19 protein-coding genes are annotated in these 15,501 nt (G+C 70.2%); 10 read left to right on the plus strand and 9 right to left on the minus strand.

The features are described 5' to 3' along the window. Positions 1-269 precede the first annotated feature (269 nt). The 4 genes from rpsF to rplI all read left to right on the plus strand — a co-directional run bounded on the left by rpsF (position 270) and on the right by rplI (position 1,957). Positions 270-560, plus strand: a complete 291-nt coding sequence (gene rpsF / locus BLW85_RS20055) for a 30S ribosomal protein S6 (RefSeq protein WP_070028831.1) — start codon at positions 270-272, stop codon at positions 558-560. Between the two features lie 73 nt (positions 561-633). Continuing rightward, positions 634-1,215: a single-stranded DNA-binding protein gene (locus BLW85_RS20060; RefSeq protein ID WP_070028830.1), complete on the plus strand. Its 582-nt coding sequence runs from the start codon at positions 634-636 to the stop codon at positions 1,213-1,215. A gap of 40 nt (positions 1,216-1,255) precedes the next feature. Beyond that, the gene (gene rpsR, locus BLW85_RS20065; RefSeq protein WP_003949403.1) at positions 1,256-1,492 is read left to right on the plus strand and encodes a 30S ribosomal protein S18; all 237 of its coding nucleotides are present in this window, start codon (positions 1,256-1,258) and stop codon (positions 1,490-1,492) included. Between the two features lie 18 nt (positions 1,493-1,510). Beyond that, entirely contained in the window at positions 1,511-1,957 is a 447-nt protein-coding gene (rplI, locus tag BLW85_RS20070) for a 50S ribosomal protein L9 (protein ID WP_070028829.1), read from the plus strand. Between the two features lie 126 nt (positions 1,958-2,083). On the opposite strand, the gene BLW85_RS20075 is transcribed toward rplI, so the two are convergent. Further along, positions 2,084-3,421 (minus strand): MATE family efflux transporter, encoded by a 1,338-nt coding sequence (locus BLW85_RS20075; protein ID WP_074992772.1) that lies wholly within the window; start codon positions 3,419-3,421, stop codon positions 2,084-2,086. 483 nt (positions 3,422-3,904) lie between these two features. On the opposite strand from BLW85_RS20075, the gene dnaB reads away from it, so the two are divergent. Together dnaB and BLW85_RS20085 are read left to right on the plus strand one after the other, a co-directional pair. Beyond that, positions 3,905-5,383 carry a replicative DNA helicase gene (dnaB, locus tag BLW85_RS20080; protein ID WP_070028827.1) on the plus strand — a complete coding sequence of 493 codons (1,479 nt, stop codon included), beginning with the start codon at positions 3,905-3,907 and terminating at the stop codon, positions 5,381-5,383. An 80-nt stretch (positions 5,384-5,463) separates the two neighbouring features. Next, entirely contained in the window at positions 5,464-6,849 is a 1,386-nt protein-coding gene (locus BLW85_RS20085; protein ID WP_074992773.1) for a serine hydrolase domain-containing protein, read from the plus strand. Between the two features lie 92 nt (positions 6,850-6,941). Here the strand turns inward: BLW85_RS20085 and BLW85_RS20090 are convergent, their stop codons facing one another. Beyond that, positions 6,942-7,394 (minus strand): GNAT family N-acetyltransferase, encoded by a 453-nt coding sequence (locus BLW85_RS20090; RefSeq protein ID WP_074992774.1) that lies wholly within the window; start codon positions 7,392-7,394, stop codon positions 6,942-6,944. 9 nt (positions 7,395-7,403) lie between these two features. Continuing rightward, the gene (locus tag BLW85_RS20095) at positions 7,404-7,862 is read right to left on the minus strand and encodes a MarR family winged helix-turn-helix transcriptional regulator (protein WP_070028824.1); all 459 of its coding nucleotides are present in this window, start codon (positions 7,860-7,862) and stop codon (positions 7,404-7,406) included. Between the two features lie 143 nt (positions 7,863-8,005). Between BLW85_RS20095 and BLW85_RS20100 the strand changes: the two genes are divergently transcribed. Together BLW85_RS20100 and BLW85_RS20105 are read left to right on the plus strand one after the other, a co-directional pair. Further along, the gene (locus BLW85_RS20100; RefSeq protein WP_074992775.1) at positions 8,006-9,214 is read left to right on the plus strand and encodes an MFS transporter; all 1,209 of its coding nucleotides are present in this window, start codon (positions 8,006-8,008) and stop codon (positions 9,212-9,214) included. 97 nt (positions 9,215-9,311) lie between these two features. Next, entirely contained in the window at positions 9,312-9,731 is a 420-nt protein-coding gene (locus tag BLW85_RS20105) for a GlcG/HbpS family heme-binding protein (protein WP_070028822.1), read from the plus strand. A 69-nt stretch (positions 9,732-9,800) separates the two neighbouring features. Here BLW85_RS20105 and BLW85_RS20110 read toward each other — a convergent pair whose 3' ends face one another. The 6 genes from BLW85_RS20110 to BLW85_RS20135 form a co-directional block, all read right to left on the minus strand. Next, positions 9,801-10,667 (minus strand): GNAT family N-acetyltransferase, encoded by an 867-nt coding sequence (locus BLW85_RS20110; protein ID WP_074992776.1) that lies wholly within the window; start codon positions 10,665-10,667, stop codon positions 9,801-9,803. A 175-nt stretch (positions 10,668-10,842) separates the two neighbouring features. Continuing rightward, the gene (locus BLW85_RS20115; RefSeq protein WP_070028820.1) at positions 10,843-11,325 is read right to left on the minus strand and encodes an NUDIX hydrolase; all 483 of its coding nucleotides are present in this window, start codon (positions 11,323-11,325) and stop codon (positions 10,843-10,845) included. An 83-nt stretch (positions 11,326-11,408) separates the two neighbouring features. Next, positions 11,409-12,314 (minus strand): LysR family transcriptional regulator, encoded by a 906-nt coding sequence (locus BLW85_RS20120; protein ID WP_070028819.1) that lies wholly within the window; start codon positions 12,312-12,314, stop codon positions 11,409-11,411. A 205-nt stretch (positions 12,315-12,519) separates the two neighbouring features. Continuing rightward, positions 12,520-13,662 carry a cystathionine gamma-lyase gene (locus BLW85_RS20125; protein ID WP_074992777.1) on the minus strand — a complete coding sequence of 381 codons (1,143 nt, stop codon included), beginning with the start codon at positions 13,660-13,662 and terminating at the stop codon, positions 12,520-12,522. Continuing rightward, positions 13,659-14,186, minus strand: a complete 528-nt coding sequence (locus tag BLW85_RS20130; protein WP_070028817.1) for a low molecular weight protein-tyrosine-phosphatase — start codon at positions 14,184-14,186, stop codon at positions 13,659-13,661. Before BLW85_RS20130 ends, BLW85_RS20125 begins: the two co-directional genes overlap by 4 nt. Positions 14,187-14,193: 7 nt before the next feature. Beyond that, complete coding sequence (locus BLW85_RS20135) at positions 14,194-14,571, minus strand: phage holin family protein (RefSeq protein WP_070028816.1); 378 nt, start codon at positions 14,569-14,571, stop codon at positions 14,194-14,196. A 59-nt stretch (positions 14,572-14,630) separates the two neighbouring features. Here BLW85_RS20135 and BLW85_RS20140 point away from each other — a divergent pair, with 59 nt between their 5' ends. Further along, entirely contained in the window at positions 14,631-14,948 is a 318-nt protein-coding gene (locus tag BLW85_RS20140) for a cupin domain-containing protein (protein WP_070028815.1), read from the plus strand. A 146-nt stretch (positions 14,949-15,094) separates the two neighbouring features. Then, a complete protein-coding gene (locus tag BLW85_RS20145) occupies positions 15,095-15,307 on the plus strand; it encodes a DUF5326 family protein (protein WP_070028814.1) in 213 nt (70 codons plus the stop codon). The last annotated feature ends 194 nt before the right edge of the window (positions 15,308-15,501 follow it).

Genomic DNA, 15,501 nt, shown 5'->3' on the forward strand with positions numbered 1-15,501 from the left:
GCATCGTAGCGCCGTACACACCCGACGCGTACAGATTGACGGCCCTCCCGGCCGGATTTCAACCGGAAGCGGGTGTGCGGGTAGTCTGTACCGTCTGCACCGGTGTCTGCCCGCATCCGTGGCGGGGAATCCTCCCGGCCCGTGATCGTCACACGATCGTCAGTGGAAAACCCTGATTGTCAGTGGCGGCCGATACCGTTGCGAACGCATTACGACCCTCCTGCCACGGAACGACCGTGGCCGCTGAGTCCAAAGGAGGTGGGTTCCACATGCGTCACTACGAGGTGATGGTCATCCTCGACCCCGATCTCGAGGAGCGTGCGGTCTCCCCGCTGATCGAGAACTTCATGTCCGTCGTCCGTGATGGCGGCGGCAAGGTGGAGAAGGTCGACACCTGGGGCCGTCGTCGTCTCGCCTACGAGATCAAGAAGAAGCCCGAGGGCATCTACTCGGTCATCGACCTGCAGGCCGAGCCTGCGGTCGTCAAGGAGCTCGACCGGCAGATGAACCTGAACGAGTCGGTCCTCCGGACCAAGGTCCTCCGTCCCGAGACCCACTGAGCTTTCGCTCGGCTGATCCCGGGATTCGAGTAGCAGCAAGCAGCCAGCAGCAAACCCGCCGAGAGGTTCCCCCATGGCAGGCGAGACCGTCATCACGGTCATCGGCAATCTTGTCGACGACCCCGAGCTGCGCTTCACCCCGTCCGGTGCGGCGGTCGCGAAGTTCCGCGTCGCGTCCACTCCCCGCACTTTCGACCGTCAGACCAACGAGTGGAAGGACGGCGAGAGCCTCTTCCTGACCTGCTCGGTCTGGCGCCAGGCGGCGGAGAACGTCGCCGAGTCGCTCCAGCGAGGCATGCGCGTGATCGTGCAGGGCCGGCTGAAGCAGCGGTCCTACGAGGACCGTGAGGGCGTCAAGCGCACGGTCTACGAGCTGGACGTCGACGAGGTCGGCCCCAGCCTGCGCAATGCCACGGCCAAGGTCACCAAGACCTCCGGCGGCGGCGGTCGCGGTGGCCAGGGCGGTTACGGCGGCGGTGGCGGCCAGGGTGGCGGCGGCTGGGGCGGCGGCCCCGGTGGCGGCCAGCAGGGCGGCGGCGCTCCGGCTGACGACCCGTGGGCGACCGGCGCTCCCGCCGGTGGCAACCAGGGTGGCGGCGGCTGGGGCGGTGGCTCCGGCGGCGGTGGCGGCTACTCGGACGAGCCTCCCTTCTAGGGCTCGTATCCACACTTCTTGATCACACAGGAGAAACACCATGGCGAAGCCGCCTGTGCGCAAGCCGAAGAAGAAGGTCTGCGCTTTCTGCAAGGACAAGGTCACGTACGTGGACTACAAGGACACGAACATGCTGCGGAAGTTCATTTCCGACCGCGGCAAGATCCGTGCCCGCCGCGTGACCGGCAACTGCACCCAGCACCAGCGTGACGTCGCCACGGCTGTGAAGAACAGCCGTGAGATGGCGCTGCTGCCCTACACGTCCACCGCGCGCTAAGGGAAGGGTGACCGACTCATGAAGATCATCCTCACCCACGAGGTGTCCGGCCTCGGTGCCGCCGGCGACGTCGTCGACGTCAAGGACGGCTACGCTCGCAACTACCTGATCCCGCGGAAGTTCGCTATCCGCTGGACCAAGGGCGGCGAGAAGGACGTCGAGCAGATCCGTCGTGCTCGCAAGATCCACGAGATCCAGACCATCGAGCAGGCCAACCAGATCAAGGCCCAGCTCGAGGGCGTGAAGGTCCGCCTGGCCGTTCGCTCCGGCGACTCCGGCCGTCTCTTCGGTTCCGTCACCCCGGCCGACATCGCGTCCGCGATCAAGGCTTCCGGTGGCCCCGAGGTCGACAAGCGCCGTGTGGAGCTGTCCGCTCCGATCAAGACCCTGGGCGCCCACGAGACGTCCGTGCGTCTGCACCCCGAGGTGGCCGCCAAGGTCAACATCGAGGTCGTCGCGGGCTGACCGCCGTGCTCGGTCTGAGCAGCTGAGAGAGGGGCCGTACCCGTCGCGGGTACGGCCCCTCTTTCTTTGTCCGCGGCCATTTTGTGTGCAGCCCTCGGACGGAGCGTGATGTTTCACGTGAAACGGTCAGCGGGTCGCGCCCGTCACGATCCAGCGGCCCGAGCGGCTGCGCCACCACAGGGTCGCCATGCGGGTGGTCATCATCAGCGTCATCGCGGCCCACAGCGCGGTCAGTCCGCCACCGAGCGTCGGGAGGAGCAGGGCGACCGGCACGAACACCGCCAGGGTCAGCAGCATGGCCCAGGCCAGATAGGGCCCGTCGCCCGCGCCCATCAGGACTCCGTCCAGGACGAAGACGATTCCGCAGATGGGCTGTGACAGCGCCACCATCAGCAGAGCGGGCAGCGCCGCGTCCTTGACCACCGCGTCACCGGTGAACAGCGGGAGGAAGAGCGGACGCGCGGCGACCACGAGCAGCCCGAGGACGACACCGGTCGCGATGCCCCAACAGACCATTCGCCGGCAGGCGTCACGAGCACCCTGGGCATCGCCCGCCCCGAGGTAGCGGCCGATGATGGCCTGCCCCGCGATGGCGATCGCGTCGAGCGCGAAGGCGAGCAGGTTCCACAGGGACAGGACGATCTGGTGGGCGGCGATGTCGGCATCCCCGAGCCGGGCCGCGACCGCGGTGGCGATCATGAGGATGGCGCGCAGCGACAGGGTGCGGACCAGCAGGGGTACGCCGGCCTGTGCGGAGGCGCGGATGCCGGCCGCGTCCGGGCGGAGGGAGGCTCCGTGCCGACGGGCGCCGCGCACGACCACGGTCAGATAGACGGCCGCCATCCCGCACTGCGCGACGACCGTGCCCCAGGCCGAGCCGGCGATGCCGAGTCCGGCGCCGTAGACCAGGCTCGCGTTGAGGACGGCGTTGGCGATGAAACCGGCGACGGCGACATAGAGCGGGGTCCTGGTGTCCTGGAGGCCGCGCAGCACGCCGGTGGCGGCGAGCACCATGAGCATGGCCGGGATGCCCAGGGAGGAGATGCGCAGATATGTCGTGGCGTAGGGGGCGGCCGTGGATGAGGCGCCGAAGAGGTCCACGATGCCGGGGGCCAGGGGAAGGACGACGGCGATGACGGCGCACCCGAGCAGCAGCGCCAGCCAGATGCCGTCCATGCCCTGGCGGATGGCGCCGCGGAGATCGCCCGCGCCCGTGCGGCGGGCCACGGCGGCAGTGGTGGCGTAGGCGAGGAAGACGAACACGCTCACGGCGGTGGTCAGCAGTGCGGAGGCGACGCCGAGACCGGCGAGCTGTGCGGTGCCGAGATGGCCGACGATCGCGCTGTCCACCATGACGAAGAGGGGCTCGGCGACGAGTGCGCCGAAGGCCGGGACGGCCAGCGCGACGATCTCTCGGTCGTGCCGCCGCCGGGTGGCCTCGGGGATCTCGGGAGCCTGAGTCATGAGCGCTAATCTAATCGTCCACAGGTAAGAGATGCAATCGAAGAGTGCCCCTTACTGACGATCTCGGCCGCCGTCGTTTCGCGCACCGTTCGAAGCGATCTTGGCCCGACCGGGAAACTTTTTCTTCTGCACAGCCCGTGGATCTCGAACCCGCAGGTCAGAGAGGTGTCGCGGATGAGGGCGAGGGCTTGTTCACAGGGCTGTCCACCGGGTCGTGCACAGGTTTCGGCGAGTTCTCCACAGCATCGGGCCGGTCGTCCACATGGCCTGTGGATAACCAGATTGGCTGACGGTGCCGACGGGCCTACCGTTGTCCGGCGCCCGCTCCTTCTCCCGGCCCCGGAAGACGTTCCCTCCGAGGCCCGGGAAACGGCATAAAACCGACGTGCCAGAAGCGGAGTCGGGCCTCTCGATTTGTCAGTGTCGTGCCGTACAACAGAGGACACGGCGAGGTCCGCCGCGCGGACGGGAGGAGGTGGCTCGGTGAGCATTTCCGAGCCCTTGGACGATCCGTGGGCGGACAGCGGGCCCAGTGATCGTCTGCCGGCTTCCCGTCGGCGTCCCGACGGCGGCCGGGGTCGTGACGAGCAGCACGACCGGGGCCGGGACAACGCTTCCTGGGACGGCGGCGGTTCCTCCTTCGAGCGGGTGCCCCCGCAGGACCTCGACGCCGAGCAGTCGGTGCTGGGCGGCATGCTGCTGTCCAAGGACGCCATCGCCGACGTCGTGGAGATCCTCAAGGGCCACGACTTCTACAAGCCCGCGCACGAGACGATCTACCAGGCGATCCTGGACGTCTACGCCAAGGGCGAGCCGGCCGACCCGATCACCATCGCCGCGGAGCTCACCAAGCGCGGCGAGATCAACAAGGTCGGCGGCGCCGCGTACCTGCACAGTCTGGTGCAGACCGTGCCGACGGCGGCCAACGCCGAGTACTACGCGGAGATCGTCCACGAGCGCGCCGTCCTGCGCCGGCTGGTCGAGGCCGGAACGCGCATCACCCAGATGGGATACGCGGCCGACGGCGACGTGGACGAGATCGTCAACAGCGCCCAGGCCGAGATCTACGCCGTCACCGAGCAGCGCACCAGTGAGGACTATCTGCCGCTGGGCGACATCATGGAGGGCGCCCTCGACGAGATCGAGGCGATCGGCTCGCGCAGCGGCGAGATGACGGGTGTGCCGACCGGCTTCACCGACTTCGACTCGCTCACCAACGGTCTGCACCCCGGTCAGATGATCGTCATCGCGGCCCGTCCCGCCATGGGCAAGTCGACGCTCGCCCTGGACTTCGCGCGGGCCGCGGCCATCAAGCACAACCTGCCGAGCGTCATCTTCTCGCTCGAAATGGGGCGCAACGAGATCGCGATGCGTCTGCTGTCCGCCGAGGCCCGGGTCGCCCTGCACCACATGCGCTCCGGCACGATGACCGACGAGGACTGGACCCGGCTCGCCCGCCGCATGCCGGACGTCTCGGCCGCCCCGCTCTACATCGACGACTCCCCGAACCTGTCGATGATGGAGATCCGGGCCAAGTGCCGCCGGCTCAAGCAGCGCAACGACCTGAAGCTGGTCGTCATCGACTATCTCCAGCTGATGCAGTCCGGCGGCTCCAAGCGCGCCGAGAGCCGTCAGCAGGAGGTCTCGGACATGTCCCGTAACCTCAAGCTGCTCGCCAAGGAGCTGGAGATCCCGGTCATCGCGCTGTCCCAGCTCAACCGTGGTCCCGAGCAGCGCACCGACAAGAAGCCGATGGTCTCCGACCTGCGTGAGTCCGGCTCGATCGAGCAGGACGCCGACATGGTCATCCTGCTGCACCGCGAAGACGCCTACGAGAAGGAGTCCCCGCGCGCGGGCGAGGCCGACCTGATCGTCGCCAAGCACCGTAACGGTCCCACGGCCACCATCACGGTCGCCTTCCAGGGCCACTACTCGCGCTTCGTGGACATGGCCCAGACCTGACCGGACCCCGTGGCCCTTCTCCGCTGCGCCCGCGCCGAAATGAATTCGACGCTCGGCGTTCCAGCGGATGGACTGGGGGGATGACGACTTCACAGGACGCGCTGCTCCCGGGGACGCAGCGCGCATTGCTGCACAGGATCGCCGTCGCCCAGCGCGAGGGACGGACACCGTCGCTGGTCGCCGCCGTGGTGCGGGACGGGCAAACCGTGTGGCACGGGGCGCGCAGCTCGGTGGAGGGGCACGCGCCGGACGAGAACGTGCAGTACCGGATCGGGTCCATCACCAAGACCTTCACGGCCGTACTGGTGATGCGGCTGCGCGACGAGGGTGTGCTCGACCTCGGTGATCCGTTGGACAAGCATCTGCCGGGTACCGCCGTGGGGCAGGCCACGATCGCCCAACTGCTCGCGCACACGGCCGGGGTGGCGGCCGAGTCCCCCGGCCCCTGGTGGGAGCGGACCCCGGGCTCGCTCCGGCCCGAGCTGGGCGATGTACTCGGCGAGCAGCCCCTGCTGCACCCCGCGGGGCGGCTGCACCACTACTCCAACACCGGCTACACGCTGCTCGGCGCGCTGGTGGAGGAGCTGCGCGGCGCCCCCTGGGAAGAGGTGCTGCGCCGGGAGATCCTCGAACCGCTCGGCCTGCACCGCACCAGTCCCCGGCCGCAGGCCCCGCACGCGGGCGGCTGGGCGGTGCATCCGTGGGCCGACGCGCTGCTGCCGGAGCCGGCGGAGGACCTGGGCCGGATGGCGTCCGCCGGCCAGCTGTGGTCGACCACGGGGGACCTGGCGCGGTTCGCTGTCTTCCTGGCCCATGGCGACGAGCGGGTGCTGAGCGCGGAGTCGGTGCTGGAGATGCGGACCCCGGCGGCGCCGGCCGAGGCCCCCGATGTGGTGGACGGGGCCAGCTACGGCCTCGGGATGCAGCTCACCACCCGCGACGGGCGACTGCTGGTCGGCCACTCCGGCTCGCTGCCCGGCTTCCTGGCCAACCTCACCATCAGCGTGGAGGACGATCTGGCCGCGGTGGTGCTCACCAACTGCACCAGCGGGCCGTCGCTGGGGACGGTGGGCGCCGATCTCGTGCGGATCGTCGCCGAGGCGGAGCCGCGGATCCCCGAGCCCTGGCGCCCGCTGCGGGAGGTCGACCCGGCGGTTCTGGAACTGGCCGGACAGTGGTACTGGGGGACCGGTGCCTTCGGGCTGCGGGTGACGGCCGATGGTCTGCTCTCGCTCGCTCCTCTGACCGGCGGCGGTCGCAGCTCCCGTTTCCGCTCGAACGGGGACGGCACCTGGACGGGGCTGGAGGACTACTACGCCGGTGAGCTGCTGCGGCCCGTGCGCCGGCCGGACGGGTCGCTGAGCCACCTCGACCTCGGCTCGTTCGTGTTCACCCGGCAGCCGTACGACCCCGAGGCGCCGGTGCCCGGTGGTGTGGACCCGGAGGGCTGGCGGGGCCTCTCCTGATCCGTCGACTGGTCCGGCGGTGGGTGCAAGGGGGCTCGCGTTTCACGTGAAACGCGAGCCCCCTTCGTCCTGATCTCAGCGGGGTGAAGCCGTCAGAGGCGAAGCTTGAAGCCCTCGTGCGAGGCGGTGAAGCCGAGCCGCTCGTAGAAGCGGTGGGCGTCGGTACGGGCCTTGTCGGACGTCAACTGCACCATCCGGCAGCCGAGCCGCCGGGCCGTGTCGATGGCCCACTGGATCAGTTCGGTGCCCAGCCCGCTGCCGCGCTCGTCGGCGTGGATGCGCACGGCCTCGATGAGCGCTCGTGTCGCGCCCCGGTGGGAAAGCCCGGGGATGGTGGTGAGCTGGAGGGTCCCGATCACCCGGCCGTCGCGCACGGCGACGACGAGATGCTGGTTCGGGTCCGCCTCCAGCCGCTTCAGCGCCGCCTGGTACGGCGCGGGATCGTCGGGCGACTCCCGCTGCGCGCCCAGCGGGTCGTCGGCGAGCATGGCGATGATCGCCGGAAGGTCGTCGGCGGTCGCCGCCCGTATCTCAAGATCTCCCATGCCCGCACCCTACGCGGGCACGTTCAGCGACTCCACGACCTTGACCAGTGGGGCCAGTTCGGGGTTCTCCGATGCCTTGTCCAGCGCCTCGCGCAGGGCGGCGTCATTGGTGGGCCGTGCCTTCTCCAGCAGCCGCAGGCCCTGCTCGGTGACGTTGGTGTAGATGCCACGCCGGTCGGTGGGGCACAGGTAGCGCTCCAGCAGGCCGCGGTCCTCCAGGCGGGTCACCAGACGGGTGGTGGCGCTCTGGCTGAGCACGACCGCGTCGGCGACCTGCTTCATCTGGAGATGCCCGCCCTCGCCGTCGTGCTGCCGGCTCAGTACGTCGAGCAGTGAGTACTCGCGCACGCTGAGGTCGTGCTGCGCCTGCAGGGCGCGCTCGATGTGCGCCTCGATCTTCCCGTGCAGCGCAGAGAGGGCGCACCAGCCCTGAGCGAGGGCGGTGAGCGCGGGGTCCGTCGCTGTCATTGGCGTGTTCCTCCGTCCCGGAGCGGCTTCCTCAAGAGTAGACCACTTCCGTGATAGCCCGCCCTTGCATTTAGCCCGCGTCTGCAATTATCGTGGTGGCACGCAAAGCGCTCCTGCAACCGTTTGGGAAGGTGTACCCCCACATGCCTCTCGCGCTTCTGGCCCTCGCGATCGGGGCCTTCGGAATCGGGACCACCGAGTTCGTGATCATGGGCTTGCTGCCCGAGGTCGCGGGTGATTTCGGGGTCTCCATCCCCACGGCCGGCCTGCTGGTGACCGGCTACGCGCTCGGTGTGGTCATCGGCGCCCCGCTGATGACCGTGCTCGGCACCAAGATCCCGCGCAAGCGGATGCTGATGGTGCTGATGGGCCTCTTCATCGCGGGCAACCTGCTGTCCGCGCTGGCCCCCGCCTTCGCGGTCATGCTGATCGGCCGCGTGGTCGCCTCGCTCGCCCACGGAGCCTTCTTCGGCATCGGCTCGGTCGTGGCGGCCGAGCTGGTCGCGCCGCAGAAGAAGGCCGGCGCCATCGCCATGATGTTCACCGGCCTGACCGTCGCCAATGTCGTCGGTGTCCCGCTGGGCACCCTGGTGGGCCAGCACGTCGGCTGGCGCGTCACCTTCGCGATCGTCGCCGCGCTCGGCGTGGTCGGCCTCGCCGGCATCGCCAAGCTGGTGCCCGAGCTGCCCCGCCCCGAGGGCGTGCACCTGCGGCACGAGCTGGCCGCCTTCAAGAACGCCCAGGTCCTGCTCGCCATGGCGATGACCGTCCTCGGTTTCGGCGGTGTCTTCGCGGCCATCACCTACATCGCGCCGATGATGACCCACGTCGCCGGCTTCGCCGACGGCTCGGTCACCTGGCTGCTGGTCCTGTTCGGCATCGGCATGGTCGGCGGCAACCTCATCGGCGGCAGGTTCGCCGACCGCGCCCTGATGCCGATGCTGTACGTCTCGCTGGGCGCCCTGGCCCTCGTCCTCGCCCTGTTCACGCTGACCGCCCACAACAAGATCGCGGCCGCCGTGACCATCGCCCTCATCGGCGCCCTCGGCTTCGCCACCGTCCCGCCGCTGCAGAAGCGCGTCCTGGACCAGGCGCACGGCGCGCCCACGCTCGCCTCGGCCGTGAACATCGGCGCCTTCAACCTGGGCAACGCGCTCTCCGCCTGGCTCGGCGGCCTGGTGATCTCGGCCGGCTTCGGCTACACGGCCCCCAACTGGGTCGGTGCCGTCCTCGCGGCGGCCGCGCTGGTCCTCGCCGTCCTCTCGGCTGCCCTGGAGCGCCGTGACACCGCCCGCGGAACCGTGGTCGCCTCCGGCGCCCCCAGCGGCCGGCACGCCGCCGTCCACCACTGAGCCACGGCCCCCTGGGCGGCCACCACCTCACAGCCCCCCACAGTCACCCGCACCGATCCGGTGCGGTCCCCACCGCAGCACCCGAGGAGACACGTCCATGACCACCACCGCCGTCGCCCCGCTCACCATCGAGGACGCCGAGCTGCTGGTCGCCACCGCCCGCCGAGCGGCCGAGGAGGCGGGAGTCACCGTCAGCGTCACCGTCCTCGACGCGGGCGGCCACCTGCTCGCCTTCCGCCGGGACGACCGGGCCGTGCTGATCTCCGGCGAGACCAGCACCCGCAAGGCCTACACCGCGCTCCAGCTGAACACCCCCACCGCCGACCTGGTCGACGCCGTTCAGCCGGGCGGCCTCTTCCACACGCTGCCCACGGCCCTCGACCGGCCGCTGCTGTTCATCGCGGGAGGCGTCCCCGTCCACCGGGACGGCCGGCTGATCGGTGCCATCGGCGTCGGTGGCGGGGCGCCCGAGCAGGACCACGGCTTCGCCACCGCGGCCGTTCGGGCCCTCGCCTGATCACCGCTCCGGTACGGACACAGGCCCCGCCGCTTACCGCGGCGGGGCCTGTCCACGTCGTACGGCGGCTCAGCCGGCGGCCACCGTCAGCGGGGCGAACCGACGCGTCCAGTCACCGGGCAGCTCGTTGGTGCCGTAGGCCATCACCGAGGTGCACACCACGGACGCCAGGCCACGCGCCTTGGCCCACGCCAGCAGCTCCTCGTGACGTACGTCGATGTCGGTGCGCAGCGGACGGTCCGTGCCGGCCGCCAGGGAGGTGATCAGCGCCCGCGCGGTCTCCGTGTCCCGGGCGATCAGCGGGCCGACGACATGGGTGTCCATGTTCGGCCACGCGGCCGTGTAACCGGTGATCCGGCCGTCCTCCTCGGCCACCCGGAGCTGGTCCGCGAAGGCGGGCAGTCGGGCGATGAGGGGCGTCCGGTCGGCGCCGAACACCTCCTCGTCCAGCCGCAGGATCCCGGCCAGGTCCTCCGCGGTGGCGGCGCGCGTCCGCACCCCGGTCTCCGGCCCGCCGGGCGTGAAGCGGCCCCTGAGCATCTCCGCCCGCCCCGTCACCTTGAAGCCCAGCTCCTCGTAGAGCGGGCGGCCGTTCTCCGTGGCGTAGAGGGTCAACGGGGTGCCGTCCATGACCGACAGCACATGGCGCATCAGGCGGCGTCCGACGCCCCGACGGGCATGGCGCTCGGCGACGAGGACCATGCCGACGGCGCCGAGTTCCGGCCGCTCCCAGGTTCCGTACTCGGTGAGGACGCAGGCGGCGACGAGGCCGCCCTGCGGGTCGTCGATACCGAAGCCCCGTCCTGCCGTGAGGAGGAAGCCCCACTTGTGTTCCTCGCGTGGCCACCCCCGGTCCTCGGACAGGTCGGCGCAGGCGGTGAGATCGCGGAGCGTCAGACGACGAATGGGCAGAGCGTCGAGGGAAGGAGTTGGCACGCACGTCAGGCTGTCCGAAGCAGACCCCCGGCGTCCACCCGTTTCGATGCGGACGCACGCGCTTTTGGTCATCTCGTAGCCGTACGTACAGTCCGTGGACAGCCCGGTGGCGCGCGGGCGGGCGGGAGTGTTTCACGTGAAACATCGCCCGGCCCGGCTGTCGGGGGACGCCTGGCTATCCCAGATCCGGAGCGTGCATGGCGCGTACGCCCTCGATGTTGCCGTCCAGGTAGTGCCGCAGCGACAGCGGGACGAGGTGGACGGAGGCGATACCGACCCGGGTGAACGGGACGCGGACGATCTCGTATTCGCCGGCCGGCTCGTCCACCTCCGGGCCATGGCGCAGGGACGGGTCCATGGACTCCAGCCGGCAGACGAAGAAGTGCTGCACCTTCACACCGGTCGCGCCCCCGTCCTCGCCGATGTGCTCCACGGTGTCCACGAAGCACGGCACCACATCGGCGATCTTGGCGCCCAGTTCCTCGTACACCTCTCGGTGCAGGGCGTCCACGACGGTCGAGTCCCCGGGCTCGACCCCGCCGCCGGGGGTCACCCAGTAGGGATCGACGCCGGGCTTGGTGCGCTTGATCAGGATCAGGTCGTCACCGTCCAGGAGAACGGCGCGGGCGGTGCGCTTGACCACGGGTCGGACGGTCATGGGAGAAATGTGGCCCGGCTGGTTCCACGTGAAACATCGCAAAGCGGGGTCGGACGACCGCGTTGCGTGGCCCTCCGTGGGTCTCAGTACCAGCCCGCGGCCGCCCTCAGCAGGTGTTCATGGGCTTGAGCCACGGGCGGCAGGGCGAGCGTGCCCGTGCGTACCACCAGGAAGTAGGTGCGCAGCGGCGGCACCACCGGGTCGTGCAGGGCGGTGAGCGCCCCCCTGTCGAGTGCCGGCGCGCACAGGTACCGGGGCAGTACGGCCAGACCCGCGCCCGCGATCGCACAGGCGAGCACGGCCCGCAGATCGGGGGCGACGATCGTGCCGGGGGCGGCCGGACGGGCGTCGAAGACCGAGGTCCAGTAGCGGGAGACGAAAGGCAGCGACTCGTGGATGTCGATCAGGGGGAGGTCCTGGAGCGCGGGCGCCCCCTTCAGCCGCAACGCGTCCGGACCTATGTGCTCGGCCCAGCGGGGAGCGGCGACCAGTACGTGCTCCTCGTCGCAGAGCGCGGTCGCGGTGAACAGGGCGCCGCGCGGGCGGGTGGTGCTGATGGCCAGGTCGTGGTGCCCGGCCGCCAGCCCTTCCAGGACCTCTTCCGTGGTCCCGAAGGCGGCCCGCAGCGCGAAGCCCCTGCCGTCCTCCCCGGCCGGCTCGGTGAGAGCGGGCAGGACCCGTTCGGCGATGAACTCCGGCGGCCCGGCCAGGTGCAGCGTTCTTCGGGAGGACTCGTCCTCCAGCCGGCTCTCGGCTATCTCCACCAGCGCGTCGAGGTGGGGTGCGGCCTTGTGGGCGAGTTCGTCGCCGATGCTGGTCGGGGTGACGCCGCGCGCCTGGCGGAGGAAGAGGGGCCTGCCGAGCTGGCGTTCCAGCGTGCGGATCTGCGAGGTGACGGCGGGTTGGGAGAGGCCGAGCAGCGCCGCGGCGCGGGTAAAGGAACCGGCCCGGTGCACGGTGACGAAGGTGCGCAGCAAGGCCAGATCCATGGCAAGCCCCTCCCTGCCCTCGCCCTGCGGGCCCGGCAGTCGGCAACGATAAATATGTCGATACCCCCCTGCCATCAGCGTGATTGGACACTGACAGAGAGTCAACTAGCCTTGGTCGCACGGTTCTTCGCAAGCGGAACCGCAGACGGTCCGAGCCAAGAGGGGGGAGGCTCGGACCGTCGTCCCTTTTCCGGTGGACGCCGGGTCAGTCCGCCGACTCGTCCAGGGCACGCAGGATGTCCGCCACCAGGTCCCCTGGGTCCTCGGCGCCGATCGACATCCGGATGAAGCCCTCCGGGACCGCGTCCCCGCCCCAGCGGGCACGACGCTCGGCCGTGGAGCGCACCCCGCCGAAGCTCGTCGCGTCCTCCACCAGGCGCAGGGCGGCGAGGAAGCGCTCGGCACGCGCGCGCGTGGGCAGCGTGAACGACACCACACAGCCGTAGCGGCGCATCTGCCGGGAGGCGACCTTGTGCGCGGGGTCGTCGGGCAGCCCCGGGTACCGCAGGCCTGACACCTCCGGCCGCTGCCGCAGGGCCTCGGCAACGGTGAGAGCGGTGGCGTTCTGCCGGTCGGCGCGCAACTGGAGCGTGGCGATGGACCGGTGCGCGAGCCAGGACTCCATGGGTCCGGGGATCGCCCCGACGATCTTTCGCCAGCGCCGTACGGCGGCCATCACCTCGGCGTCGCGCCCGGCCACGTACCCCAGGAGGACATCCCCGTGCCCGGTGAGCTGCTTGGTGCCGCTGGCCACGGCGAAGTCGGCACCCAGAGCCAGCGGGCGCTGCCCGAGCGGGGTGGCGAGGGTGTTGTCGACGGCCACCAGGGTGCCCTGGGCATGGGCCGCGACCGCCAGGCGCCGGATGTCGCACACATCGAGCCCGGGGTTCGACGGCGACTCGATCCACAGCAGCCGGGCCCCCTGCAGCACCTCCAGCTGGGCGTCCCCGCCGGTCGGGGCGGTGCGCACCTCGACGCCGTACGCCTCCAGCTGGGCGCGGACCAGCGGCAGCGCCTGGTAGCCGTCGGACGGCAGCACCACCGCGTCCCCGGCGCGCAACTGGGAGAAGAGCACGGCGGAGATGGCGGCCATCCCGGAGGCGAACACCAGCGTCTCGACGTCCGCCCGTCCGGGTGCCTCCAGCTCGCCGATGGCGTTCTCCAGCAGCGTCCAGGTCGGGTTGTCGTCACGGCCGTAGGAGTACGGACCCGCCACCTCGCCCGGCAGATGGAAGTGCGCCGCGAAGACGGGGCCGGGCAGGGTCGGCTCGTGTTTGACCGGCTCGGGCAGCCCGGCCCGGACCGCGCGCGTGCCGTCGCCGACGGGGTCCTCGCCAGTCGCGCTCATGCCGCCCGTCCTTCCAGGTGTTCCCGTACGGCGGCGAGCAGACCGGTGCTCGCCTCCTCCACCATCTCAAGGCATTCCTCGAAGCCGTCCAGACCGCCGTAGTACGGGTCCGGCACGTCGAGGTCGTCACCGACCGCGGGGGGATCGTCCGGGGCGGGGGATCCGGGCGAGGCGTGGGCGTACGTACGCAGCAGCCGGATCTTGCGCGCGTCCGCCTCGGTGGGCGCGAGCCGGCGCAGGGCCCTGAGGTGTCCCGCGTCCAGGGCGATCACCAGATCGAGGCGGGCGAACCACGACGGCTGGAACTGGCGCGCGATGTGGTCGCAGTCGTAGCCGTGGTCGTGCAGGACGGCGACGGTGCGCGGGTCGGCGGGCTCGCCCTCGTGCCAGCCGCCGGTGCCGGCGCTGTCGATCTCCACGTGTTCCTCCAGCCCGGCCTCCGCCACCCGCGCGCGGAAGACGTACTCGGCCATCGGGGAACGGCAGATGTTTCCGGTGCACACGAAGCAGACGCGGTAGGTCATGGGGCGCTCAGTCCTCGTCCGGAAGGATCATGTGCAGGGCCCAGGAGACGACCGAGATGATCAGCCCGCCGAGGACGGCCGTCCAGAACCCCTCCACATGGAAGCTCAGCTGGAGCTTGCCGCACACCCACGAGGTCAGCAGCAGCATCAATGCGTTGACGACAAGGGTGATCAGGCCCAGCGTCAGAATGAACAGCGGGAAGGTGAGCACCTTCAGAACGGGCTTGACCAGCCAGTTCACCAGGCCGAAGATCAGCGCGACGACGATCAGCGTGCCGGCCTTCCCGGCGGTGCCGGCACCGGTCAAGGTGATCTTGTCCAGGAGCCATACGGCCACCGCCAGGGCTCCCGCGTTCGCGATCGTCTTGACTACGAAATTCTTCATGTGTCTGATCGTGGCAGACCCGATCGGCAGCGAGCAGTGAGGCGAGGGCGGCAACGCAGATGAAGGCATTCCGGCTGGACGACCTGGAGGCGGAACGCGCCGCCAACGAGGGTGCCTACCTACAGTTCCTGCGCGAGCGGAACATGTCGGTCGGGCTCTACGCCCTCGACGCGGGCGAGCACGACCCGCAGAAGCCGCACAACCAGGACGAGGTGTACTTCGTCGTCAGCGGCCGCGCGTCGATCACCGTCGGCCTGGAGACGACCGAGGTGGCGCGGGGCAGCGTCGTGTACGTGCCCGCCGGCGTCGCGCACAAGTTCCACCACATCAGCGAGGACCTGAGGGTGCTCGTCGTCTTCTCTCCGCCCGAGGCGTGAGAACGGACCTCCGGGTTCCCTAGGGGACGGTTCAGGGGAGGACAAGGGCCGCGGGGCCCCCGCGGGCCCCCTTGACGGCCCTAGCATCGATCGCAGGACATCGGGACCGTACGAGACGTACGCACGAGACGAGAAGGACGAGGGCCATGCGAGGGATCTTCGCGGGACTGCCGTGGTGGGTGAAGTGGGTCGCGGTGCCGGTCATCGCCCTGGTCGTCTTCGGCGGGCTGATTGCGAGCGTCGTCGGTTTCGTGATCGGGCTGCTGTTCAAGGTCCTGGTCTTCGTGGCCCTGGTCGGCGGTCTGATCTACATCGTGCGCAAGTTCATGTCGAACTCCTCCTCGCACAGCGACTGGTGAACGACGAGGGGAGCCGGTGACCGGTGAGGGGGTGCCGGTTCCCTCGGGGGAGGGAAGTTTCCCCGTGAGCCCGTCTGCACGCGGTGGCGGGCGGTTAGAGTCCGGAACTCCCCACGGGCCCGCCCCGTGGGTGGCGCAGACCCCCAACCGTGCTCCCCGCTCACGCACGGCCTGCCCCCTCGCGCTTCCGGAGT

The organism is Streptomyces misionensis, assembly GCF_900104815.1.
Lineage (GTDB): Bacteria > Actinomycetota > Actinomycetes > Streptomycetales > Streptomycetaceae > Streptomyces > Streptomyces misionensis.